The following is a 22,600-nucleotide window of genomic DNA, read 5'->3' as shown; positions in this document are numbered from 1 at the left end:
GACTCCCGTGGAAGCTCCCCTTTGCCGGGGGCGTACCCGCGGTGGCCGGTGGGGTGCCGGGCCGTAACGGAGAACTATTGTCCGCTACGGATCCGGCGCGCCGTGGGGGTCAGGAGATCGGCACACCCTTCGATGTCGAGCAGCGCCTCCTTGTAGCGGAGTCCGCCGGTATAGCCGCCCAGCGATCGGTCGGTCCTCACGACCCGGTGGCACGGTACGACGACCGGGATGGGATTGCGGCCGAGCGCGTTGCCCACGGCCCGCGAAGCGCGGGGCCGCCCGATGCGGCTCGCGATCTCCGTGTACGTCACCGTCTCGCCGAATCCGAGACGAGCGGTCGCGGTGAGCACCTCGCGCTGGAACTCGGTGAGGCCGCCGAGATCGACGGGCAGTTCGAACGCTCGACGACGCTGGCCGAAGTACTCGATCAACTGCGCCTCGGCGTCCGAGAGTTCGTCGCCGTCGCAGACGACGGGCGCCGCGCGGTAGCGGCGTTCGAGCCCGGCGACGAAGGCATCGTCACTCTCCGCCTGCCACGTAAGGGCGACCAGCCCCTCCCGGCTCGCGGCGACGCGCATGGCGCCGAAGGGCGAGTCGAAGCCGCGCCAGCGGATGACCGGTCCCTCCCGGCATGCCCCCGCGGAACGGTCCAGGGCCCGGTACTCGGCGGCCCGGGCGCGGCAGGCGGGACAGGAGGCCAGATGCTCGGCCAGATCCTGCGCCTTCGAGTCATCCGAATCTCCCAGCACCCAGGCGACGACATCCTCGTCCCGGTAGTCCGAACAGGGCCCGGTCATTTCATCATCTCCTCGTCCCAGACGCCGGCCAAGTCGCGGCGCAGCTTCCTGATCCCCTGATAGACGTTCGCCCGCGCCGTCTCCGGAGTGGAGCCCAGGCGCGCGGCGACATCCGCGTAGCCCCGTCCCTCGATCCAGCGCAGCCAGACCGCGTTTCTCTGCCTCGGAGGCAACCGTGCGATGCTCTCCCGAACGCGGGCGGCACCCGCGGCGGAAAGCCGGCCGAACATCTCGTCCGGCGGAGGAGGACGGGTCGGTTCGACATCGCCGGAACGCGCCGCCAGGAGTTCCGACCGCCGTCGACCAGCCGAGATCACGTCCAGCGCCCGCCGGGTGGCGACACGGTACAGCCAGGCGCGAATGTTCGCGCCCTCGCCGGACTCGGGCCGCGTGCGGAGCGCCGTCTCCCACAGCTCCTGGACGATGTCGCGGGCTTCGTCCTCGTTACCGAGCATCGAGGTTACATGCCGCTCGAGTTCGGGACCGTAGCGCTCGGACCACGAATCCACCGGTACCCTTCCCTCCGTGAGCGTCGTCATCCGCCCCTTTCTCGTCGGCGTTCATGGTCGGGACCGCGCGCCGTATTGCGAGCCTCTTCCACTTCACGAACGCGTCTCCCGGGGGAACGTGAAACGGGGGACCACCGGAAGCTGGCCTTGCGCGGGCGCGATCCGTACCCTGTGGGCCGCACCGGGGTCGGCGCCGGGATCCTCGGAGATCGGCGCAGATCCCTCCGCGGGCGTCTCTCTTCACAATCCAACACGACGTGACGCAACAGACCGAGGCTCTCTTGAACCCAACATATGTAGCATTGGGGCCGACCCGCGCCCTGGTGGCGCTGCTCGCGGCGTTCGGTGTGGCCGCCTGTACGGCCGAGGCGGGACAGGACACGGGAGGCGTGGCGCGGGACCCGCTCCCGGGCGAAAGGCGCTTCGCCAGCCTGACGCAACTCACCTTCGAAGGGGAGAACGCCGAGGCCTACTTCTCGTCGGACGGGGAGCGGCTGATCTTCCAGCGCCGGTACGAGGGCGAGTACGAGTGCGACCAGATCTTCACCATCAGCGTCGAAGGCGGAGACCGGAACCTCGTATCCACCGGCCTGGGCCGCACCACGTGTGCCTATTTCTTCCCGGATGATTCGCGGATCGTCTACAGTTCGACCCACCACGCCAGCGAGGCCTGTCCCACACCCCCGGACCTGCGCCAAGGCTACGTGTGGGCGCTGTACGACTACGACATCTACACGGCGCGCCCCGACGGTTCCGACGTCCAGGCGATCTTCTCGAGCCCGGGCTACGACGCGGAAGCGACGATTTCGCCGGACGGTTCGCGGATCGTGTTCACGTCGACGCGCGACGGCGACCTGGACATCTACTCGATGAACCCGGACGGATCCGACGTGCGCCAGCTCACGGACGAGCCGGGGTACGACGGCGGCCCCTTCTTCTCGCCGGACGGGTCGAAGATCGTGTATCGGGCGAGACACCCCGAGAGTGAGGAAGAACTCGCGGACTACCAGGCGCTCCTGGCCGACAACCTCGTGCGCCCGGGGGTCCTCGACATCTACGTGATGGACGCGGACGGGTCGAACCGCGTGCGTCTGACGGACAACGGGGCCGCCAACTTCGCTCCCTTCTTCCACCCGAGCGGGGAGAAGGTGATCTTCGCCTCGAATCTGCACGACCCCGACAGCCGCAATTTCGATCTGTTCATGATCGACCTGGATGGGACGGGGCTGGAGCAGGTGACGTTCAGCGAGGAGTTCGAGAGCTTCCCCATGTTCACCCCCGGCGGTCGGCGTCTCGTGTTCGGGTCGAACCGGCACGGCTCCCACGAGGGGAACACGAACCTCTTCATCGCGGAGTGGATCGACGAACTGCCCGAGTGACGGGTCGCTCCCGGCGGTCGTCTAACCTCTGAAGATGGCCCCCCCGGCGACGGCGTAGGGGCTGGAGACCAGAGGAGATGGGAGTCCAGGGATGGGTTCGGTAGAGGCGATGAAGGGCTCTGGCCGCCCATGGCGGTCGTGGGGACTGCGGTGGGCACGGGTGGCCGGGTTGGTGTGGGGTGTGACGTTCGCCGCGCCCCCGATCTCCGCCCAGGAAGCGGAGTTCCCGATCGATTACGACGCGGCGATAGCTCAGAGCGGGATCGACGGGAGCTACGGATACATCCGCGCGCTCGAGGGATCCGGCACGCTGATCCAGGTCGACACCCGAGAGCGCGTCGGGGTCTCGGTCAACGAGCCCATCCTCGCCGGCGACCGGCTCTTCTCGTCCGGTGACTCGCGCATCGAAGTCCTGCTCGCCGACGGGAACATCCTCCGTGTCGGCGACCGCGCGGAGTTGCTCTTCCGGGCGCTCGCCAACTCAGGCGACAGGAACGACCCGGCGTCCGTGATCGAACTCGCGCGGGGGACGCTGCAACTCGTCGTGTCCCCGGATCAACCGGGGTCGGAGTTCCCGGCCGTCGTGACGCCGAATGCGACGATTCGGGCGCGGGGGGCGGGATCCTTCCTCATCGCCGTCGATGACGATCGGCGGAGCGAGGTCATCGTTCGCGAGGGAGTGGCGGATGTGACGACGCCGAGCGAGGCGGCCGAAGTCCGACGCGGGGAGCGCCTCTTCGTCGAGGGACCGCAGGGGGAGCGCCTCGACTTCGCGGCCGCCCCGGATCTCGACCGCCTCGAGGCGTGGGGTCCGGGACTCGGCGACTACGCGGACCGCGAATACGCGGCGCATGTGGACCCGGACCTCCACTACGCGGCGTCTTCACTGAGCGGACACGGGGCGTGGGTGCAGGTCGACGCCGGGGTCGCCTGGCGTCCGCGCGTGTCCTCCAGCTGGGCGCCGTATCGGGACGGGCGCTGGAGGCACACGCCGAGCGGCCTGTTCTGGGTCTCCTACGAGCCGTGGGGATGGGTCCCCTACCACTACGGCTACTGGGACCTCCATCCGAGCTGGGGCTGGGTGTGGTTCCCGGGACGACAGTTCGCCGGGGCGCACGTCTACTGGTACTGGGGCCCGAGCTACGCGGGCTGGATCCCATCGGGATACTACTGGCGCCACTACCGCAACTCCTACGGAAGCGGATGGGGATTCCACTTCGGCGTCTACGGACACATCGGGGGCAGCTTCGGGCGCTATCGGCACTGGACGTTCCTGCCGCACGGGCGGCTGGGGCACCGGCGACAGTACTTCTACTCGGTGGGCGGTTCGGACCTCGGCCGTGGGCGCCGGGCGATCGAGCGCGGTGTGCTGCTCACCGATACCCGTTCGCTGGGGCGGGACGCATGGCGGCGTCCCGCCGAGACGCTGGCCGGTCTGCGGCGCGCCGTGCCGCGCGACGGGCGCGCGGCGGTCGACGCGAACGGCTTCATCGACCGGGGGACGCGCCTGCCGCAGGGCATCGAACGGGTCGCGCTGCGGGGCCGTGACGGCCGTTCCGCGGTGGCCCGGCGGCCGGAGGCCGGGACGCGGGCCGGCACGGCACGGGCGAACGGCGAGCCGCCCGTCCGAGCGACGGTGCGCCCGATCGAGGGCCGATCGCCGCGGCTGGAGCGACCGGGCGTGCAGCGCCGGCCCCGGCCGACGAGCGAGAGCGGCGCTCGAGCGGCTGTCCTCCGGCCGACCGCACGGGACGCGTCGAGCGCGGCACGGCGCCCGGCAGGCCCGGTCACTCGGCCGACGGCGCGGTCGGGCTCGACCGGCGTGCAGCGCCGGCCCTCGTCGGTCGGCGAGCGCCTCGAGCGGACGATCCGTGGGTCGGTCCTGCAGCGCGCGACACGCCACAGCGGCGGCACCGCGCGACCGACGGCCCGCCCGTTCACGCCGAGGCCGACTGCGCGGCCCGTCATGCCGGGATCGACGCGCCCCGCGGTCCGCGGTATTCCCGCCACGCGGAGACCCGTGGCCCGGCCGACGGCGCCACGGCTACCGAGGCCGACGATCCGAAGCGGAGGCGTCTCGAGATCCGGCGGCGTGGTGCGGCGATCCGGCGGCGCTTCACGGTCGACCGGCGTCGCGCGGGCTCGCGGGCGGTCCGGAGGCTAGCGGGTACGAGCCGGACGTTCCCGCGGGAACGTCCGGCCACCGGCGCCTCACGCCATCAGGGGTCCGGCCACACGTCCGGATCCCGCCTCATTTCGGGCTCCGGTTCGACGCCGAGCGCCTCGACCAGCCGCACGTAGTAGTTGAAGAAACCGATCACTTCCGTCGCGGTCAGGATCTGCGCGTCCGTCCACCCCGCCGCGCGCAGTTCCTCGATCTCCCGCGCGCCGGTCGAGGCGGGATCGCGCGTGATCGCCACCGCGAAGTCCAGCAGCCGACGTGTCTTCTGGTCGAGCCCGGCCGTTCGGTAGTCGATCCGGACCGCGCGGGCCAACTCATCATCTCCCGTAACCTGACGGAGATCCTCCCCGTGCGCCTCCGTTCAGTAGAAGCAGTCGAGTTCGCGCGACGTGACGGTGGCCAGCATCTCGCGTAAGTCCCGGCCCAGCGGTCCGGGGGCCAGCATCAGCGTTTCGTAGAGCCGGACCGATGCGCTGAGCACCGGCGGGTTGAGACCCTGGATCCCGATGACGTTGAAGACGCGCCCCGCGCGCCGGATGGCTTTCTCGTACTCCCGCGCGAGCAGGCCGGTGGCCTCATCGGCGCCCAGGGTCCTGATATGTGGCATGGTTGCGACCTCCGGCTGGCGGGTCCCGCGCCGGGGACCGGCGGGTCAGCGCACGAGAAAGCCGTCCCTCCACGGGTCTTCCGGATCGATGACGAATTCATGCCGCCCCGTGACCCAGGCGCGGCCCCCGACCTCGGTGACGACGGCCGGGTGCTCTCCGACGGAGGCCGTGTCGACGATCCTGCCGGTGAACCGGCCCCCGATGATGCTCTCGATGACGATCTCGCGGTCCCCGGCCATCTCGCCTCGCGCATGAAGTATGGCCAGACGCCCGCTCACGGCGGTCCCGGTCGGGCTCCGATCGAGTTCCCCGTCGGCGAAGATGCACACATGACGAGAGTGGCGCCCCGGATCCGCGGCCGCTCCGGTGAACACGGTGCCGTACAGGAATCCGAGATCAGGGTCGTCCGGATGTCGGATCGCGTCCGCGGCTGTGGCCGAGACCGCGCGGGTGATGCGGCGCCCCGCATCGATGAGTTCGGTGGCTCCGGCCGGCGTCAGGGGCAAGCCCAGGGCGTCCGCGTCGACGAAGGCGTAGAACGCGCCGCCGAACCCCACGTCATGGGGCACCGACCCCAGGCCGTCGACTTCGGTGACCCCGTCGAGGAGGGGCGCGAAGGACGGGACGTTGACGAACCGGACCTCGCGGACGCGGTCCCCATCGAGGAGTGCGGTGGCTCGCACGAGTCCGGCGGGCGTGTCGATGGCGACGGATCGCGTATTCCCCGCCCCGTCCAACCAGCCGGCTTCGACCGCGATCTTGGTCACGCCGATGATCCCGTGGCCGCACATGGTCGAGAAGCCCTCGTTGTGCATGAACAGGACGGAGAAGTCCGAACCCGGCGTCGCCGGAGGCATGACGAGGCACCCGTACATGTCCGCATGGCCGCGGGGTTCCCACATCAGAGCACGGCGGATGTCGTCGCAGTCGGAGCGCGCGGCGCGACGCCGGGCCGGCACGGTCGCCCCGGGAAGCTCCGGGAAACCGGCCACGATGACGCGCAGCGGCTCTCCCTCGGCGTGGGCGTCGATGGTCGTGATGCGGAGCCAGTCTTCAGGGGGTGCCCAGGTCATGTGATGCCCTCGAACTGCGGTGGCCGACGATCGAGTGATCGGTGTATCGTGATGTTGGAGATCTTACCTTCCGCCGCGGCTCCCCGCTCCGGTCAGCGCGACTCGTCCCGCCGGCGACGACTGACGCTCCAGGAGGAGACATGACCCCGAGGGCCGTCGCCGCCGAGATGCTGGGTGCGTTCGCGCTTACGCTCTCCGTCTCGATATCCATCCACAACCCGGGGTTTCCCATCCCGACTCCGGCGATGGCGGGGCTCACCCTCGGACTCCTCGTCCACCTGCTCGGCCCGGTGTCGGGGTGCCTGCTGAACCCGGCGGTGACGATCGGCGTCTGGTCGGTCGGAAAGCTGGAGGCTCCGGTGGCCGGCGCGTTCGTGGCGGCCCAGTTCGCGGGGGCCGGGTTCGCCCTCGCTCTCGGGCGTCTGCTCTTCCCTCGGGCCCTCCCGCTGCTCGTGGACGGCTCCGTGATGACGGGCGTCGCCGAACTGCTGGGGGCGGCGCTGCTGACCTTCACCGTCGCGGCCGTCTTCATGGACCGGATCCCCTCCCGCCTGACCGGAGCCGTGATCGGCACGGCCCTGGTCGTGGCGATATCCTGGGCCGCTCACCGTTCCAACGGAGTCCTCAACCCGGCCGTCGCGCTCGGGATCGGGTCTCTCTCGTGGCCGTACGTGTGGGGACCCGTCCTCGGGGCCCTGGCCGGCGCGCGGCTCGCAAAATACATGTGGGGCCCCGGTGCGGACCCTGGAGGCTAGCGGGCCGCGTAGCGGTCGGCGCCCATGAAGTGGAGGGAGACGTAGGGTTCGTCTCCGACGACCCAGGAGTCGTGCGGCTCGGGCGGGATGTGGAACAGTTCGCCGGTCCGCAGTTCCACCACCCGACCGTCCTCGAACGCGGCCGTGGCGGTGCCCGCGAGGACGAGCCCCACGTGCTCGACCGTGCACAGCGGCTCGTCGGAGGATACGTGCTCCGACCAGCGCCACCCCGGCTCGTAGGTCGCGCGCCCGATGGTGAGCCCTCCGATGTGGACGACCTCGAAGCGGCCGAGTTCGAGTTCGCGGACCTCGTCCGGCTCCCCGAACCGCCGGAGGATCACGTCGATCACTTCCCGCCGTCCTCACCGGGGGGCGGGTCCGCCGTCTCGCCCGCGGCCAGATCGCGATAGAAGGTGAGCCCGTTCATGTCGAGGTCGTAGAAGGCGAACTCCCGCGTCCCCCACGCCGTGCGCCGCAGCGCGGTACGATCGTGGAAGACCCCCTGCCCCCGGTACTCCTCGAACAGACCCTCCACGTCGGGGACGACGAAACGGAGCATGGGCCGCTCGACCCGGGACCATTCCTCGGCGTCGTGCCGCTGGAGGTGCAACTCGATCCCGTCCCGCCTCACACCGGCGTACCCCGGATCGCGGATGGAATCGGCGAAGGCGAGCTGAAACCCGAGCCGGCCGACGTAGAAACCGATCGCCGCCGCGACATCGCGCGACGGAAGCACGGGCCGGACCGCCTCGAAGCGGACCGCCGGCCGTTCGGCCCCTATCGGTAGTTCTCCATCAGCGCGTCCAGCGCGTCCGCCCCCGGGCACAGCTCTTCGTAGGGGAGATCCCACAGCGGCCGGTCGACCGTACCCAGGACATCGTGGAGATCCCGCGAGTCCGGGTCCAGAAAGAGGAGCCCCGTCGGTACCTCGCCCGCCCCCTGCCGCGCACGCAGATAGCTGTACACCGTATCGCGGTCCGTGGGGTCGTAGTCGGCGCCGATCTGCCGGAATCGCACGGTGCTGCCGTCGTGCATGTGGACGTCGTGGACATCATCGGATCCGATGTCGGCCGTGATCTCCTCGCGCTGCGGGACGAAGTCCTTCGGCGTCACGAAGGCGGCTTCGACCGCCTCGCGGAAGTGCTCCCGCGTGTAGGCGTAGCTCTTGGTCGAACCCACATGGTCGTTGAACGTCACGCAGGGCGAGATCACGTCGACGAGGGCCAGGCCCGGGTGCCGGATCCCCGCCTTGATGATGGGAACGAGCTGGTTCTTGTCGCCGGAGAAGCCCCTGGCCACGAAGGTCGCGCCGATCGAGAGCCCGAGGAGCGCGGGGTCGATCGGAGGCTGTTCGTTCGGCACGCCGCGTTTCGATTTCGAGCCCATGTCCGCCGAGGCCGAGAACTGGCCCTTCGTGAGCCCGTACACGCCATTGTTCTCGATGATGTAGAGCAGGTTGAGATTCCGCCGCACCGCGTGACACAGCTGCCCGAGTCCGATCGAGAGCGAGTCCCCGTCTCCGGAGACGCCGATGTAGACGAGATCGCGGTTCGCGGCGTTCGCCCCGCTCGCCACCGACGGCATCCGGCCATGCACGGAATTGAAGCCGTGCGACTCCGACATGAAGTACGCGGTCGTCTTCGACGAGCAGCCGATCCCGCTCATCTTGGCCGCCCTGTGGGTCGGAATCTCGAGTTCCCACGCCGCCTCGACGAGCGCGGCCGTGACGGAATCGTGGCCGCACCCCGCGCACAGCGTGGACATCACGCCCTCGTAGTCGCGGCGCGTGAGGCCGAGTTCGTTCTTCTCCAGACTCGGGTGGAAGACGCGTGGCTTCGCAATGTAGGTCATGCGCCCACTCCTTCCGCGGACTCCGCCGCGAGGCCGAGGCGATCCCGCACGCCCTCCCTGACGTGGCGTGCACTCAGCGGCAGGCCCCCGTACCGGCGGAGCGAGGCGAGCCGGTCCTTCGAAACCGACGTCTCCAGCGTGAGCAGCGACTTCAACTGCGCGTCCCGATTCTGTTCGATGACGATGTTGAGGTCATGCGTTTCGATGAAGCGGGTGACCTCCGGCGCGAAGGGGAAACCCCGGATCCGCATGTAGTCGAAGCGCAGACCCTCCTCCTCGAACTCCTCGATCGCCTCTCGCACCGCTCCGTCACAGCCGCCGACGGTGATGAGCCCGCACCGGGCGCCCGGACGCGATCGGACCTCCGGAGCCGGAACGGCGTCGGCCGCGCTCTCGATCTTCGCCGCGATGCGGTCGATGACCTCGAGGTATTCCTCCTCGTCCTCGGTGTACTTGCCGTACTTGGTGTGACCCGAGCCCCGCGTGAAGTAGGCGCCCTTCGGATGCTCGCCCGGGATCGTCCGATAGGGGATCCCGTCTCCGTCCACGTCGAGGTAGCGGTAGAAGGTGTCGATCTCCTCCAGCGCCTCCGCATCCAGCACCTTGCCGCGGTCCGGCCGGTATTCGTCATCCCACCGGAACCGGGGCACGACCCAGTCGTTCATCCCGATGTCGAGGTCGGAGAGCACGAACACCGGCGTCTGGAAGCGCTCGGCCAGATCGAACGCCTGCACGCCGAACTCGAAACACTCCGCGGGGTCGTTCGGATACAGACAGATGTGCTTCGTGTCCCCGTGCGACGCATAGGCGCACAACAGGATGTCGCCCTGCTGGGTGCGGGTCGGCATCCCGGTCGAGGGGCCGACCCGCTCTACGTCGAAGAACACGCACGGGACCTCCGCGTAATACGCGAGTCCGATGAACTCGGTCATGAGGGAGATGCCCGCGCCGCTCGTCGAGGTGAAGGCGCGCGCGCCCGCCCACCCGGCGCCGATCGTGATGCCCGCCGCCGCGAGTTCGTCCTCGGCCTGGAGGATCGCCGCCCGACTCCGGCCCGTCCCCTCCTCGACGCGCAAGCGCCGGCAATAGGCCGTGAAGGCATCGACGAGCGAAGTGGAGGGGGTGATCGGATACCAGGCCGCGACCGTCGCGCCGGCGTAGACGCAGCCCAGCGCCGCCGCGGTGTTGCCGTCGATCAGGATCGAATCGCGCGTCGCGTCCATCCGCTCGAGCCGGATGGGGAGCGGGCACTCGAAATGCTCCGCCGCGTGATCGTACCCCAGACGGATCGCCTTGAAGTTCGCGTCCAGCAGGTGCCGCTTCCGCTCCCCGAACGTCTCCTCCAGGAGTTCGCGGATCGCCTCCATGTCGAGATCGAGGAGCGCGGCGAGGGCGCCCGTGTAGCCGATGTTCTTCATCAGGATGCGCGTGCGGCCGCCCTCGAAGTTCTTCACGCACATCTCGGCCAGCGGCACCCCGACAAAATGCACGTCCTCCCGCTTGAGCGTGTCCGCCATCGGCCAGCTCGAGTCGTACAGCAGCCAGCCGCCGGGGACGAGTTCCTCGATGTCGCGCGCGTACGTCTCCGGATTCATGGCCACGATGAGGTCGAACTCCGGGGTGCGCGCGACGTGCCCCGCCCCGTTGACGCGGATCTCGTACCAGGTGGGGAGACCCTGGATGTTCGAGGGGAAGACGTTCTTCCCCGACACCGGCACTCCCATGCGGAAGATCGACTGCATGATGAGCCCGTTGGCGCTCGCGGACCCGGTGCCGTTCACCGTCGCGATCTTGAACGCGAAGTCGTTGACGCGTCCGGATTTCATGCCGCTCATGGCGTCAGGGCGCCGCCTGCGCGAGGCCGCCGGGAGCCATGGCATCGATCCCCATCCCCGAGTAGGGGTGGTCCTCGTCCCGTCCCGCGTAGGGCTTGAGCAGATCGAACGTTCGCATGTCCCACGCCGCCGTCGGGCAGCGTTCCGCGCACAGCCCGCAGTGAATGCACAGGTCCTCGTCCTTCACCATGACGCGAGCCGTCTGGGGCAGCGCCTCGGAGACGTACAGATCCTGCTCCAGGTTCTCCGCCGGCGCGAGCAGTCGCGCGCGGAGGTCCGCTTCCTCGCCGTTGTGGGTGATCGTCAGGCAGTTCAGGGGACAGATGTCGATGCAGGCGTCGCATTCGATGCACAGGCTGCCCGTGAAGTGGGTCTGAAGGTCGCAGTTCAGGCAGCGTTCGACCTCCGTCAGCGTCTGCTCGAGGTCGAAGCCCTCCTCGACCTCCGTCCCGATGCTCTGGAGCCGCTCCTCGAGACGCACGTGCCGCATCTTGCGCCGCGCCGCGTACTCGTAGTCGTTCGAGTAGCTCCACTCGTGCAGACCCATCTTCGCACTGACGAGGTTCATGCGGTCCGGCGGCCGCTTGTGCAGTTCCTCTCCGTGGCAGTAGGCGTGGATGGAGATGGCCGCCTGATGTCCGTGCTCCGCCGCCCAGATGATGTTCTCGGGGCCCCACGCGGCGTCGCCGCCGAAGAACACCCCCTCGCACGTCGACATGAATGTGGTCCGGTCGACGACCGCCTCGCGCCACTTGTTGAACTCGATCCCGACGTCGTCCTCGATCCAGGGGAAGGCGGTCTCCTGCCCGATGGCGAGGATGACCGCGTCGGCCGGGAAGAACGCTTCATCGAGCTTGGTCGCCACGAGGCGGCCGTCGTCGTTCTCGTTCCATTCGACGATGTCGAAGTTCATCCCCTTGAGGATGCCGTCCTCGACCACGAACTCCGTGGGCGAGTGGTTCTCGACGATGTCGACCTGCTCCTCCTCCGCGTCCTCCAGTTCCCACGGCGACGCCTTGAAATACGGCTTGGACTTGCGGGCCATCACCCGGACGTTCGTGCCGCCGATGCGCTTCGACGTCCGGCAGCAGTCCATGGCCGTGTTCCCGACCCCGATGACGAGCACGTTCTCCTCGATCGAGTTCGTGTGCCCGAAGGCCACGGATTCGAGCCAGTCGATGCCGATATGGATGTGGTCGGTGTCGTATCGACCCGGCAGGCGCAGTTCCTTGCCCCGCGGGGCGCCCGAACCGACGAAGATGGCGTCGAACCCCTGCTCGAGGAGCCACTTCATGCTCTTGACGGGCGCGTTGTAGCGGATGTCCACGCCCATGTCGAGGATGTAGTCGATCTCTTCCCACAGGACTTCGGGCGGCAGGCGGAACTGCGGGATGTTCGTCCACATGAGGCCGCCCGGCCGGTCGTTCTTCTCGAAGATCGTGACCTCGTAGCCGAGCGGCATCAGATCGCGGGCGACGGTCAGGGACGCGGGCCCCGCCCCCACGCAGGCGATCTTCTTCCCGTTCTTGCCCACGGGGATGGTCGGGAAGCGCGGGGTGACGTCGCCCCGAAGATCGGCTGCGACCCGCTTCAGGCGGCAGATCGCCACCGGCTTGTCTTCGACGCGTGTGCGGCGGCAGGCGGGCTCGCATGGGCGGTCGCACGTCCGGCCGAGGATGCCCGGGAAGACGTTCGACTCCCAGTTGAGCATGTAGGCGTCGTCGTACCGTTCCTGCGCGATGAGTCGAATATAGCCCGGTACGTTGGTGTGGGCCGGACACGCCCACTGGCAATCCACGACCTTATGGTAGTAGTCGGGATTCGCGACGTTTGTTGGCTCCACCGTCTCTCCTCGGGGCCGACCCCGCGCGACCGGCCCACGGCTCCCCCGTCCCGTGCGTCACGTCGTCAGACAAATGGCTCCGAATCCTAAAGAACGAACGGTACGGTCGCCAGTTTTCGGCGGCGCGTTGCTCCGGTGCCGGTACGGGTCGAAAGTTACGCCGATGTACCGACGACCTGCTGTCTCTCTCCGCCCGGACGAGATGATCCGGCTCCTCACGGGCCTCGAAGAGCCACTCGCGAAGCACCAGGCCCGCTATCCGGGGGACGCCGGGCGGCGGCAGCCGGTGCATACGGTCGCCGGCGGCGCGCAGCTGTTCAGACGCGACACGGCGGCGAAGCTCGGGCGGATCGCGCGCGGGTACCTGGACCGATACGCGGGCGACCCCGTCGCCCTGGCCGATGCGCTCGGTGGCACATGGTCGCCCGGGCTCGCCGAGGTCGTATACCGGCGCGTGCGAGGCAAGCTCGAGCGTGAGCCCGTCGAGAGCTTCCTGATCGACTTCGAGGACGGCTTCGGCACCCGCCCGGACGAAGAGGAGGACGCGGCAGCGCTCGAGGCGGCCGACGAGACGGCGGAAGGGGTCGCCGCGGGGAGCCTGCCTCCCTGTCTCGGAATCCGCATCAAGCCCCTCGCGGGCGTCACGGGCGGGCGGGCGCTCCGGACGCTGGACCTCTTCCTGACCGCCCTCGCCGAAGCCGGTGGGTCCCTCCCGGACGGTTTCTTCGTCCTCCTTCCCAAGATCGTGTGCGCCGAGCAGGTGACCGTACTCGCGCGCGCACTCGACCGGCTGGAGGAGAAGCTGGGGCTGGAGGCGGGCGCGGTCGCGATCGAGATCATGATCGAGACGCCGCAGTCGCTGGTCGGACCCGGAGGCGGGGTGGCGACACCCGGTCTCGTGGAGGCGGCCGACGGACGCTGCCGGGCCGCACACCTCGGGGCTTACGACCTTACGGGGGCGTCTGCGGTCGCGGCGGAGGAGCAGACGCTGGACCACCCGCTGTGCGATGTGGCGCGGCAGATCCTCAAGCTCTCCCTCGCGCAGACCGGCGTGCAGCTCTCGGACGGCGCGACGAACCTCCTGCCCGTGGAGCCGCACCGCGGAAGCGCCTCCCTCTCCGATGCCGGGCGCGCGGAGAATCAGGCCGTGGTGCACGACGCCTGGCGCCGCCACTACGCCGACGTCCGGCGCTCGCTGGCCCAGGGCTATTACCAGAGCTGGGACCTGCACCCGGCGCAGTTGATATCGCGCTATGCCGCGGTCTTCTCCTTCTTCCTGGAGGGACTCGACGCGGCGTCGCGTCGCCTCGAGCGCTTCGTGGCCGGCGCGGGCCAGGCTATCCTCACGGGGTCGGTGTTCGACGATGAGGCGTCCGGACAGGGACTCCTGAACTTCTTCCTGCGCGGGCTCGCGAGCGGCGCCCTGACTGCCGAAGAAACGGCGAAGACAGGGTTGTCGGTGGAGGAGATCGAGACCCGCTCCTTCCGCGCGATCCTCGAGCGGCGCGGAGCATGACCGGCGGGGCCCGCCGGGCTGGGTGGGGGCGCGGGCAGACTGGGCCAACTCGTAGCGCTCGTGCTGGCCGGCCGACTGCCGGAGCTCGAGGTGGCGGGCCGTTCTGAGCGCAGCGTGGCCCGGGCGCGCGCTGCGGGCCTCACCGCCCGAGTGGCGGCCTCGCTCCCCGAGGGCCAACGATCTCGTCGTCGACTGCACCGGCGCTCCGCGTGGCTTCGCGGCCGCCCTCCGAGCCGTAAATCCGAGTGGTGCAATCATCTTCAAGAGTATGCACCACAATTATTTGTCAATACATACCTCATCCATTGTCGTAGATGATGATAGACTCGTCCGATCGCGCTGCGGTCCGTTCGTGCCGGCGCTCTCGGCCCTCGCTCGGGTCGCCTGAGGCAGGGGTCCGGCGGTCAGTCGGCGATGCGGACGCTCCGTACGCGCACCCCGCCGTCGTCGGTCGCGAGGGTCCACGCGACGAGCAACTCGTCGCCGATCCGAACCATGCGGGGGAAGCCGCTCGAGCGTTCGCCGGCGGTCTCGGAGATCATGAGGGGTACCTCCATCGAACCGTCCGGCCACACGCGCCGCGCGAGGATGCGCGGGGTGGCATCCGACGCCTCCAGCCACACGGCCACCGCCGAGCCGTCGTCGAGGCGCTCGATGTCCACGCGGCCCAGCGGCAGTCCGTCGTCGACCCGGATGCGCGGGCCGAAGGTCGCGCCGCCGTCGTCCGAGAACGCGGCGTACACCCGGGGCGTACCGCCGACCCCCGTGTACCACGCCGAGGCGATCGCCTGTTCGTCGCCGCTCAGCTGCGGTCCGTTCACCGGGCAGCCCGGGATCGTCCAGCCATCGGTCGACAGCGCGGCGGGCTCGGTCCAGCGCTCCCCCGCCCCGCGAACGACCGAGATGTCGCGCACCTCCGATTCGCTCCGGTCGCGGTAGGCGGCGACCAGCCCTTGACCCACGCGCGCCAGCGCGGTCTGGCAGCATTCGCACGTCCGATCGTCGAGCAGGACTTCGGGCCCGAGGTGACCATCGGGCTCGAGCGTGCGGAAGCGCACGCTCATGGCGCCGCGCGCCCCGTCCTCGGGATTCGGGACCATCGCGCGTCCGTCCAGCCAGGTGAGCGCGGCGCCGGTCCTCCAGGGCACCATGGACACGAACCCGTGTTCCGTCGGAGACGCGTCGTCGTGCGCGGGGAAGGGCTCGCTCCAGGTGGCCCCGCCATCCGGGGAGAGCGCGAGCATCACGTGGTACGCGTACGGCGCCTCGGCGACCTTCTCCAGCCAGTGCACGGCGATCGTACCGTCGGGCATCTCCGCGGATGAAGGGAAATCTGCCCAATTGACGAACAACTGGTCCGTGGCCCGCACCGTGCGCGGCGCGGACCAACCGTATTCGTCACGGATCGCGAGTCGCACCGCGCTCGCTTCCCCATCCGGCCCATCCGGCTCGATCCAGGTCAGCACCGCGCGCCCTCGCGCGCCCATCGACAGATGCGGCTCGCCGCTGCCGGATGGCCGCTCGAATTCGACATCTCCGCGCGTGAGCGACATCTTCCGCTCCGCCTCGGCGGCGCACCCGCACAGGACGGCCGCCAGTACGAAAGGCAGGAACTTCGTGCGATCGGTCTTCATCTCTTCTCCACGGCTGGTTGGCGGGTATGATACGCGTCCAGCCGTGCCATGAGAACTCGCGGGCTGAGGCAGGGATGTCACGGCGTGCGCCGCTCAGGCGCCCCTCCGCTAGCCGATCTCTTCGACCCGGATCGTAAGGATGTCGATGTCGTGGTACTGCTGGTGACGTATGGACGAGGCATAGTGCCGTAGCAGCCGGAGCGGGGTCTCGGCTTCGACGGGCACGCTTGCGGCCGCCTCGCTGAGCATGGCCAGCTGATCCTCGAGGTTGGTCTCATCCGTCGTCGCGATGAACTCCAGATCCGCCGCGTTCCCGTCGCTGCGCGCGATGAGCAGCAGACGTCGCCTCACTTCCGGCAACTCTCCGGCCTCCCCACGGGTCAGGATCTGCACCGTCTCCTCGCCTACCGCCCTCAGGCGCATCTCCATCTCTTCACCCCACCCCCTCCGGGCGGCGAACTTCGACAGGAAGGCGTCGATCTCCGGCCAGGTCTCCGCGGTCAGCCGGGTCCTCAGACGCGACCGGCGCCCTCCGGGCACCTCCCCGAAGAGCGTGAGCAGGATCACGGTGAACCCGCCGACGGTCATCCCGTTGCCGAGCAGTTCCTCCCAGGCCCCCTGGAAGTACTCCGGGTATATCCAGTCGAGCTGAAAGGCGATGCCGATCCAGAACGCGACCCCGACGATGAGACCCTTCCGATGATCCAGTCCCTCCTGCAGAAGGATCTTCATCCCGAAGACGAAGATCAGGGCCACGATGATCACGAAGTACGCAGCGACCACCGGCCCTGGTATCGCGATGATGGCGGTGACGAATTTCGGCAGGAACGCGAGTGCGACGAAGACGACCCCCACGCAGATGCCGATGCGGCGCGCGGCGACCCCGGTAAGCTCGGCGACGGCGATGCTCATGCCGTAGGTCGTATTCGGGACGGTGCCGGCCAGACCCGAGAGCAGGTTGCCCAGGCCATCCGCCGCGATCGCTCCCTGGATGGAGCGGAAGTCGATCGCGCGGGGTCGACGCCAGGAGACCCGTTGAATCGCGATACTGTCACCGAGCGTGTCCATGGCACCCACGAGGGTCACCATGATGAAGGACGGCAGGAGGGCCCAGAACTCGGGCCGGAAGTGGAGATCCACCCCGGGATACGCGAGCTCCGGCAAGCCGATCCAGGCGGCTTCGGCGACCTCGCCGTGTCGTAGATCCCGAACCCCAGGCCGGCCGTCAGGCAGCCGGCGACGATGCCGATGGCGGGCGCCCACAGTCGGAGCGCACCCGAGAACCGCAGCGGCAGGAGGATGGTAAGCAGCAGGGTCACCCCCGCCGTGACGGGAGCCGCCGCCGGCGACGCATCCGCCGGCACGTCGGCCAGCTTGTTCAGAATGAGCGGGGCGAGCGTCATCGGAATGAGCATCAACACCGTGCCCGCGACGGTCGGCGTGAAGATCTTTCGCAGCAGCGCCATCCGCCCCGCCAGAACGAACTGGATGAGCGACGAAGCGATGATCAACGTGGCGAGCATCCCCGGCCCGCCCTGCTCGATCGCGGAGACGCTCACGGCCAGGAAGGCGCTTGTACTCCCCATGACGAGGATGTACCCGGCCCCGATGCGCCCCAGTCTTCGCGCCTGGATCGCCGTCGTGAGCCCGCTGATCACAAGCGCCGCGAACACAGCCCAGGACAGGTAGGCATCGCTGCCCCCCGCGACGGTGATCATCACCGTCGGGGTCAGGACGACGCTGGCGACACAGAGGATGGCGTACTGGAACCCCAGTCCGGCGGTGATCGGGAGCGGGGGGCGCTCCGTGGGCTCGTAGCGTACGTCCTGTCGGGTGGTGCCCGCGCCGGAGCCGCCATCAGCCCCGTTTGCCGGCGGCTACCCGGGGGCGCCACAGCTCGGGGCGCGCCTCGAGCCTCTCGACGGCCTCGCGGAGGACTTCGAGCGCCAGGTCGATCATGTCGAGGTGGGTGCGGAATGCCAGCGCCGCCATCCGCAGCACGAACGTCCCGTCGATGGTCGTCGAGGAGAGGAAGACCCGCCCATCCCGGTGCGTCTCCTCGACGAGCGCCTGGTTGAACGCGTTCGCGTCACCCGACTCGGGGACCCAGCGGTAGGTCACGACGGTGAGCTGGGGCTCCGGACCGACCTCGAACCCGAGAGCCTCGATCTCCCGGTGGAAATAGCGGGCGAGTTCCAGCTTCTCCTCGAGACAGGCCCGAAAGGGAGCCTCGCCATACAGGAGGAGCGGCAACCAGACCCGAAGCCCGCGAAAGTGCTTCGTGAGTTCGGGCGAGACGGCGGCGGGCGAGCGCCCTCCCCACTCGGACTCGACCGTGTCCTGCAGGTAGCTGGCGTAGTAGGCGTGCGCGTCCTGCAGGGCCTCGCCGTCGCGGATCAGGACGGCGCCGGTGCCGTAGGGGAGGAACATCCCCTTGTGGGGATCGAGGACCAGCGAATCCGCACGCTCCATGCCGGCGAGCAGCGGCCGGCACACCTCGACGAGGGCGAAGAAGCCCCCGTAGGCGGCGTCGACGTGGAACCAGAGACCCTCTCGCTCGCACACCTCCGCGATGCGGGCGAGCGGATCGACCGCGCCGGTGTCCGCGGTGCCGGCCGATCCGAGTACGAGCCACGGCCGGAGTCCCCGGGCGCGGTCCGCCGCGACGAGTTCGGCGAGAGAGTCCGGGCGCAGCCGGAAGTGGCGGTCGCGCGCGACTTCGCGCCGGACGGCTTCTCCCATGCCGGCGACCCGGATCGCCTTGTGCAGGCAATGGTGCGTGTGGGCGGAAGCGTAGACGACGGCGCGCTCGAAGTCCCGCCCTCGGAGCCCGGCCGCTTCTCGCGCCGTGACGACCGCGATCAGGCTGGCGATCGAGCCGCCCGAGGCGAGGTTCCCGTCGGCAGCCGCGGGAAAGCCGACGAGCGACGCCATCCAGTCGAGGATCAGGTCCTCCATCTCGACGGATCCCGGTCCCGCGAACCGGACACCGGCGTACTCGTTCGTCACGGCCGCGAGGTAGTCGCCGAGCGACGACGCGTAGATCCCGCCACCGGGCACGTAGCCGAGATGTCCGCCGTGCGACGGCAGAAGCCCAGGCCGCACGACCGACTCGTCGACCCGCTCGATGAGTGCTTCGATCGGCAGCGTCTCGTGCCCGGCCCGCAAGCTCCGCAGGGCCGCCGCAGCCGACTTGTCGTGGTTGTAGGCCGGGCGTTCCGGCAGCTCGTTCAGGAGCCGCTGGGCATAGGCATGCGCGGACCCCATGAGACGGTCGCGCTCGCCCGCGTCGGGCTCGAGCGGCCGCGCTGCCTCCTCCAGTCTGAGAATCCGGGACCGCTGCCCACTTGAGATCGAGCGCATGATGCGATCCTATCCCCTCCCATCGGGTGGCGCGAGCTTTCCTGCCGTCTTCGCCGTAGGATGCCGGGCGCGCCCCGAGGCGGTCCGGGACGGAGTAGCTCAAAACGGGAACAGCAGCCGGAGGATCCCGGATGTATCCGCTTCGAAGAAGCTGGCTGGCGGCGGCGCTCGCCGTCGCGCTCGCGTCGGGTGCGCAGGCCCAGTCGCGCGCGGACCGGGCGGGCGCCTACCTGCGATCCTTCCACGACCTGCGGCTGTTCAACGGCGCGGCGCTCATCGTCGACCAAGGAGAGGTCCTGTTCGAGGGCGCCTTCGGCCCGGCCGACCTCGCGGGCGGCATCGCCAACTCCGCGGACACCCGCTTCCGCATCGCCTCGCTGACCAAGCAGTTCACGGCCGCGCTCATCCTGCGCCTCGAAGAAGACAGTCTTCTCAGGATCGAGGACCCGGTCGGCCACTACATCGAGGAGTACCCGCCCGCGAACGGGGACCGGATCACACTCCACCAACTGCTCACGCACACCTCGGGCCTGCCGAGCTACACGAACATCCCGGGCTTCATGGAGGCGAGCGCCGCCGTGCCGCACTCGCCGGGCGAGATCCTGGCCCTGACGTGGGAGGAGCCCCTCTCCTTCGAGCCGGGCACGGACTTCGAGTACTCGAACTCGGGCTACGTGCTGCTCGGCTGGATCGCGGAGCGGGTGACCGGGATGAGCTACGAGGAGGCGCTGCAGACCTGGGTGCTCGGGCCCCTGGAACTGACCGGCACGGGATACGATCACGCGCGGGTCCCGCCGGAAGGCCACGCCGCGGGACATACGCGCGACCTGGCGGGATACCGGCCGGCGCGCCTGATCGATCCGTCGGTTCCCTACTCCGCCGGGATGCTCTATTCAACGGCAGGAGATCTCGCCCGGTGGGCCGACGCCCTGCTCCGCCGGGACCACGGGAACGCCGGCGCTGCGGCCGATAGCGTGGCTGCGGGCGCCGCGGGTGGCCTGTTCCGGGATTCGGCGACGCTACGCCGGATGATGACGCCCGGCCGGGAGTCATACGGGTACGGACTCGTCGTGCGGGCGCGGGAAATCGGACATGAGGACAGCGTGCGCGTGGTCGAGCACTCCGGAGGCATCTTCGGCTTCACATCGTACCTCCGCGTCTTCCCGAACCACCGGCGTCTCATCGTCCTCCTCGACAACACGTCCTCGGACCTGCGACCGATCGTGGAGGGCCTGACGAACGTCCTGTGGGGGCTCGAAGCCGTCGCCCCGAAACCGTCGATCGCGGAGCGGCTCCTCCCGATCATCGTGTCGGGCGGCGTCGAGGCGGCGATGTCCCGGTTCGAGAACTGGCACCGCACGCGCCCCGACGACTACGACTACTCTCCCCGACAGATCCTGATGCTGGCCGGCCACTTTCGCGAGGAGGATCCAGGTACCGCGATCGCGATCCTCGAGCGTTACGTGGCGGGGACGCCGGAGGCGCCCGGCATCCGGTTCGCACTGTCCGAACTTCACGAACAGGCGGGGGATCCCGCAGCGGCGACGACCCACATCGAGGCGGCGCTCACCTACAATCCGGGCATGCCCGAGTTGCTGGAGCGGCTGGCCGAACTCGACGTGGAGCCCGATCTCGCCCTCCGGCTTCCGGTCGTCACCCTGGATCCGGAACAACTGGCGCCTCTCACGGGAGAGTACCGCATCGACCCCGCCACCACGCTGACCGTGACCCTCGAAGACGGCGTCCTCCTGGCGGGCCGCACGGGAGAGGAGGCCTTCCGGCTGCTTCCGCAGTCGCCGATCGTCTTCCTGTTGCACGGTTCAGCGGTGCAGCTCGTTTTCGACATCCAGGACCGGGCGGCCAGCGCCGTCTCGATCGTGGAGGCGGGCCAACGCCTGACCTTCCCGAGGATCGGAGGCTGAGCCGCCGCGCGGCCGCCACATGTACGACTTTGCCGTCGCCGGACTCGGAGCCGTCGGGAGCGCCACCGCGGCGGAACTCGTCCGGAGGGGGCACTCGGTCGTCGGCTTCGATCGGTATCGGCCGCCCCACACCATGGGTTCGGCGCACAGCGACACGCGCATGATCCGGGAGGCCTGGTATCAGGGGTCGCCCTACGTCCCCCTGGTCCGGGATGCCTGGACGCGCTGGAAACGCCTCGAGCGCAGGTCCCGCAGGACTCTGCTCCGGACGGCGGGAGCCCTCATGATGGGGCCCGCAGACGGCCGCGTCTTCGCGGGGAACCCCCTCGCGAGCGTGACTCGACCCGACACCGGCCGCGTCTCGCTCTCCGTGCAGGAGGTGGCCGGGCACTTCCCCTGGCTGCGGCCCGATCCCGGGACGATCACCATCTACGAGCCGGGGGCCGCCGTCCTGGCGCTGGAGGCCTGTCTCGAAGCGACTCTGGAGGCGGCGGCCGGGGCGGATCTCCGCTTCGACGAGCCGGTACTCGAGTGGTCCGCCTCGGCATCCGGCGTCCGGATCGGCACGGCGCGGGCGGAGTACCGCGCTCGCCGCCTCGCGATCGCCGCGGGAGCCTGGACGTCAGGGTTGGTGCCGGAACTCGCGCTCCCACTCGAGGTGGAGCGGACGGTGCAGTACTGGTTCGAGCCCGCCGGAGCCCATGCTCCCGCACTCGCCGACGGACCCGCCTGGGTGTGGGAACTCGACCGGGAGGGGACCTGGTACGGCTTCCCTCCGACGGCGCGCGGGCTCAAGGCGGGGATGCATTTTCAGGCCGGGCGCGGGACCGAAGTGGACCGGGTGGACCGCGAGGTCGAAGATTCCGAGACGGAGGCGCTACGACGGCTCTTCGCGCGATACGCCCCGGGGGTGGCCGGACCTCTCGTCCACGCTTCCGTCTGCCTCTACACGAACACGCCCGATGAGAACTTCATCCTCGACCGCCACCCCTGCCATCCCCGGGTCGTGGTGTTCGCCGGAGGGTCGGGCCACGCATTCAAATTCATGCCCGTCCTCGGGGCGCTCATGGCGGATCTCCTGACCGACGATCACCCGCCCCACGATCTGGCCCCTTTATCCCTCGACCGTTTTCGACGCGGAGCTGCCTGACGGGCTGGACGGGGCCGTTGTCCGTTATCCCTCGGGAATCATCGGCCCGCGGAGGTCCATGTCCACCGTATTGCCGCAGCTTTCGCCGGATACGCGGCCCGTTTGCGACAGCGCGCCGAAATCCATCCGCGAGACGATCCGGACCGAGATGTCGCAGGTTCCGTTCCGCCCTCCGGTTCGTAC

At 69.3% G+C, this 22,600-nt stretch carries 20 protein-coding genes; 6 read left to right on the top strand and 14 right to left on the bottom strand.

The genetic code is table 11. From position 1 onward, the window contains the following. Positions 1–74: 74 nt before the first annotated feature. Positions 75–797 carry a methylated-DNA--[protein]-cysteine S-methyltransferase gene (locus ACOQPP_RS03075; protein ID WP_419165711.1) on the bottom strand — a complete coding sequence of 241 codons (723 nt, stop codon included), beginning with the start codon at positions 795–797 and terminating at the stop codon, positions 75–77. Continuing rightward, complete coding sequence (locus ACOQPP_RS03070; RefSeq protein WP_419165710.1) at positions 794–1,336, bottom strand: RNA polymerase sigma factor; 543 nt, start codon at positions 1,334–1,336, stop codon at positions 794–796. The genes ACOQPP_RS03075 and ACOQPP_RS03070 overlap by 4 nt, the downstream gene beginning before the upstream one ends. A 251-nt stretch (positions 1,337–1,587) precedes the next feature. Between ACOQPP_RS03070 and ACOQPP_RS03065 the strand changes: the two genes are divergently transcribed. Further along, a complete protein-coding gene (locus tag ACOQPP_RS03065) occupies positions 1,588–2,685 on the top strand; it encodes a TolB family protein (RefSeq protein ID WP_419165709.1) in 1,098 nt (365 codons plus the stop codon). A 91-nt stretch (positions 2,686–2,776) separates the two neighbouring features. After that, complete coding sequence (locus ACOQPP_RS03060; protein ID WP_420635860.1) at positions 2,777–4,849, top strand: DUF6600 domain-containing protein; 2,073 nt, start codon at positions 2,777–2,779, stop codon at positions 4,847–4,849. A 55-nt stretch (positions 4,850–4,904) separates the two neighbouring features. Here the strand turns inward: ACOQPP_RS03060 and ACOQPP_RS03055 are convergent, their stop codons facing one another. Genes ACOQPP_RS03055 through ACOQPP_RS03045 form a run of 3 tightly spaced genes read right to left on the bottom strand, consistent with a single transcriptional unit; the run spans position 4,905 to position 6,548 of the window. Then, positions 4,905–5,180 (bottom strand): hypothetical protein, encoded by a 276-nt coding sequence (locus tag ACOQPP_RS03055; protein WP_419165707.1) that lies wholly within the window; start codon positions 5,178–5,180, stop codon positions 4,905–4,907. Positions 5,181–5,228: 48 nt separating this feature from the next. After that, positions 5,229–5,474: a hypothetical protein gene (locus ACOQPP_RS03050; protein WP_419165706.1), complete on the bottom strand. Its 246-nt coding sequence runs from the start codon at positions 5,472–5,474 to the stop codon at positions 5,229–5,231. 45 nt (positions 5,475–5,519) lie between these two features. Continuing rightward, on the bottom strand, positions 5,520–6,548 hold the full coding sequence (locus tag ACOQPP_RS03045; protein ID WP_419165705.1) for a proline racemase family protein: 1,029 nt from the start codon (positions 6,546–6,548) through the stop codon (positions 5,520–5,522). A gap of 140 nt (positions 6,549–6,688) precedes the next feature. Here ACOQPP_RS03045 and ACOQPP_RS03040 point away from each other — a divergent pair, with 140 nt between their 5' ends. Then, positions 6,689–7,303 carry an aquaporin gene (locus ACOQPP_RS03040; RefSeq protein ID WP_419165704.1) on the top strand — a complete coding sequence of 205 codons (615 nt, stop codon included), beginning with the start codon at positions 6,689–6,691 and terminating at the stop codon, positions 7,301–7,303. On the opposite strand, the gene ACOQPP_RS03035 is transcribed toward ACOQPP_RS03040, so the two are convergent. From ACOQPP_RS03035 to ACOQPP_RS03015, 5 genes are read right to left on the bottom strand one after another with little or no spacing between them, the layout of a single operon-like run. Then, the gene (locus ACOQPP_RS03035) at positions 7,300–7,653 is read right to left on the bottom strand and encodes a cupin domain-containing protein (protein ID WP_419165703.1); all 354 of its coding nucleotides are present in this window, start codon (positions 7,651–7,653) and stop codon (positions 7,300–7,302) included. The genes ACOQPP_RS03040 and ACOQPP_RS03035 overlap by 4 nt on opposite strands. Then, complete coding sequence (locus ACOQPP_RS03030; RefSeq protein WP_419165702.1) at positions 7,650–8,039, bottom strand: VOC family protein; 390 nt, start codon at positions 8,037–8,039, stop codon at positions 7,650–7,652. Before ACOQPP_RS03030 ends, ACOQPP_RS03035 begins: the two co-directional genes overlap by 4 nt. Positions 8,040–8,080: 41 nt before the next feature. Continuing rightward, positions 8,081–9,154: a 2-oxoacid:ferredoxin oxidoreductase subunit beta gene (locus ACOQPP_RS03025; RefSeq protein ID WP_420635859.1), complete on the bottom strand. Its 1,074-nt coding sequence runs from the start codon at positions 9,152–9,154 to the stop codon at positions 8,081–8,083. After that, on the bottom strand, positions 9,151–10,989 hold the full coding sequence (locus tag ACOQPP_RS03020) for a 2-oxoacid:acceptor oxidoreductase subunit alpha (RefSeq protein ID WP_419165700.1): 1,839 nt from the start codon (positions 10,987–10,989) through the stop codon (positions 9,151–9,153). Before ACOQPP_RS03020 ends, ACOQPP_RS03025 begins: the two co-directional genes overlap by 4 nt. Before the next feature lie 4 nt (positions 10,990–10,993). Next, on the bottom strand, positions 10,994–12,832 hold the full coding sequence (locus ACOQPP_RS03015; RefSeq protein WP_419165699.1) for an FAD-dependent oxidoreductase: 1,839 nt from the start codon (positions 12,830–12,832) through the stop codon (positions 10,994–10,996). Positions 12,833–13,034: 202 nt separating this feature from the next. Between ACOQPP_RS03015 and ACOQPP_RS03010 the strand changes: the two genes are divergently transcribed. Then, on the top strand, positions 13,035–14,348 hold the full coding sequence (locus ACOQPP_RS03010; RefSeq protein WP_420635858.1) for a DUF6986 family protein: 1,314 nt from the start codon (positions 13,035–13,037) through the stop codon (positions 14,346–14,348). A 404-nt stretch (positions 14,349–14,752) separates the two neighbouring features. Here ACOQPP_RS03010 and ACOQPP_RS03005 read toward each other — a convergent pair whose 3' ends face one another. The 4 genes from ACOQPP_RS03005 to ACOQPP_RS02990 all read right to left on the bottom strand — a co-directional run bounded on the left by ACOQPP_RS03005 (position 14,753) and on the right by ACOQPP_RS02990 (position 19,345). After that, a complete protein-coding gene (locus tag ACOQPP_RS03005) occupies positions 14,753–15,982 on the bottom strand; it encodes a sialidase family protein (protein ID WP_420635857.1) in 1,230 nt (409 codons plus the stop codon). A 108-nt stretch (positions 15,983–16,090) separates the two neighbouring features. Next, a complete protein-coding gene (locus tag ACOQPP_RS03000) occupies positions 16,091–17,146 on the bottom strand; it encodes a solute carrier family 23 protein (RefSeq protein ID WP_419165696.1) in 1,056 nt (351 codons plus the stop codon). After that, the gene (locus ACOQPP_RS02995) at positions 17,065–17,757 is read right to left on the bottom strand and encodes a solute carrier family 23 protein (RefSeq protein WP_419165818.1); all 693 of its coding nucleotides are present in this window, start codon (positions 17,755–17,757) and stop codon (positions 17,065–17,067) included. The genes ACOQPP_RS03000 and ACOQPP_RS02995 overlap by 82 nt, the downstream gene beginning before the upstream one ends. Positions 17,758–17,839: 82 nt before the next feature. Beyond that, a complete protein-coding gene (locus ACOQPP_RS02990; protein ID WP_419165695.1) occupies positions 17,840–19,345 on the bottom strand; it encodes a pyridoxal phosphate-dependent decarboxylase family protein in 1,506 nt (501 codons plus the stop codon). Positions 19,346–19,476: 131 nt separating this feature from the next. On the opposite strand from ACOQPP_RS02990, the gene ACOQPP_RS02985 reads away from it, so the two are divergent. Continuing rightward, positions 19,477–21,267 carry a serine hydrolase gene (locus ACOQPP_RS02985; RefSeq protein WP_419165694.1) on the top strand — a complete coding sequence of 597 codons (1,791 nt, stop codon included), beginning with the start codon at positions 19,477–19,479 and terminating at the stop codon, positions 21,265–21,267. Between the two features lie 19 nt (positions 21,268–21,286). Next, positions 21,287–22,417 (top strand): N-methyl-L-tryptophan oxidase, encoded by a 1,131-nt coding sequence (gene solA / locus ACOQPP_RS02980; RefSeq protein WP_420635856.1) that lies wholly within the window; start codon positions 21,287–21,289, stop codon positions 22,415–22,417. The last annotated feature ends 183 nt before the right edge of the window (positions 22,418–22,600 follow it).

The organism is Candidatus Palauibacter sp. (assembly GCF_965222475.1).
Taxonomy (GTDB): Bacteria; Gemmatimonadota; Gemmatimonadetes; order Palauibacterales; family Palauibacteraceae; genus Palauibacter.
Note: the sequence above shows the minus strand (reverse complement) of the source record. Positions and strands in the feature narration are given on the sequence as shown.

What these genes read in the sequence shown, in the direction of transcription:
- ACOQPP_RS03025 (WP_420635859.1), bottom strand. Translation starts at nt 9,154, where the DNA reads ATGACCTACATTGCGAAGCCACGCGTCTTCCACCCGAGTCTGGAGAAG.
- ACOQPP_RS02985 (WP_419165694.1), top strand. Translation starts at nt 19,477, where the DNA reads ATGTATCCGCTTCGAAGAAGCTGGCTGGCGGCGGCGCTCGCCGTCGCG.
- ACOQPP_RS03040 (WP_419165704.1), top strand. Translation starts at nt 6,689, where the DNA reads ATGACCCCGAGGGCCGTCGCCGCCGAGATGCTGGGTGCGTTCGCGCTT.
- ACOQPP_RS03070 (WP_419165710.1), bottom strand. Translation starts at nt 1,336, where the DNA reads ATGACGACGCTCACGGAGGGAAGGGTACCGGTGGATTCGTGGTCCGAG.
- ACOQPP_RS03005 (WP_420635857.1), bottom strand. Translation starts at nt 15,982, where the DNA reads ATGAAGACCGATCGCACGAAGTTCCTGCCTTTCGTACTGGCGGCCGTC.
- ACOQPP_RS03075 (WP_419165711.1), bottom strand. Translation starts at nt 797, where the DNA reads ATGACCGGGCCCTGTTCGGACTACCGGGACGAGGATGTCGTCGCCTGG.
- ACOQPP_RS03020 (WP_419165700.1), bottom strand. Translation starts at nt 10,989, where the DNA reads ATGAGCGGCATGAAATCCGGACGCGTCAACGACTTCGCGTTCAAGATC.
- solA (WP_420635856.1), top strand. Translation starts at nt 21,287, where the DNA reads ATGTACGACTTTGCCGTCGCCGGACTCGGAGCCGTCGGGAGCGCCACC.
- ACOQPP_RS03050 (WP_419165706.1), bottom strand. Translation starts at nt 5,474, where the DNA reads ATGCCACATATCAGGACCCTGGGCGCCGATGAGGCCACCGGCCTGCTC.
- ACOQPP_RS03010 (WP_420635858.1), top strand. Translation starts at nt 13,035, where the DNA reads ATGATCCGGCTCCTCACGGGCCTCGAAGAGCCACTCGCGAAGCACCAG.
- ACOQPP_RS03045 (WP_419165705.1), bottom strand. Translation starts at nt 6,548, where the DNA reads ATGACCTGGGCACCCCCTGAAGACTGGCTCCGCATCACGACCATCGAC.
- ACOQPP_RS02990 (WP_419165695.1), bottom strand. Translation starts at nt 19,345, where the DNA reads ATGCGCTCGATCTCAAGTGGGCAGCGGTCCCGGATTCTCAGACTGGAG.
- ACOQPP_RS03060 (WP_420635860.1), top strand. Translation starts at nt 2,777, where the DNA reads ATGGGTTCGGTAGAGGCGATGAAGGGCTCTGGCCGCCCATGGCGGTCG.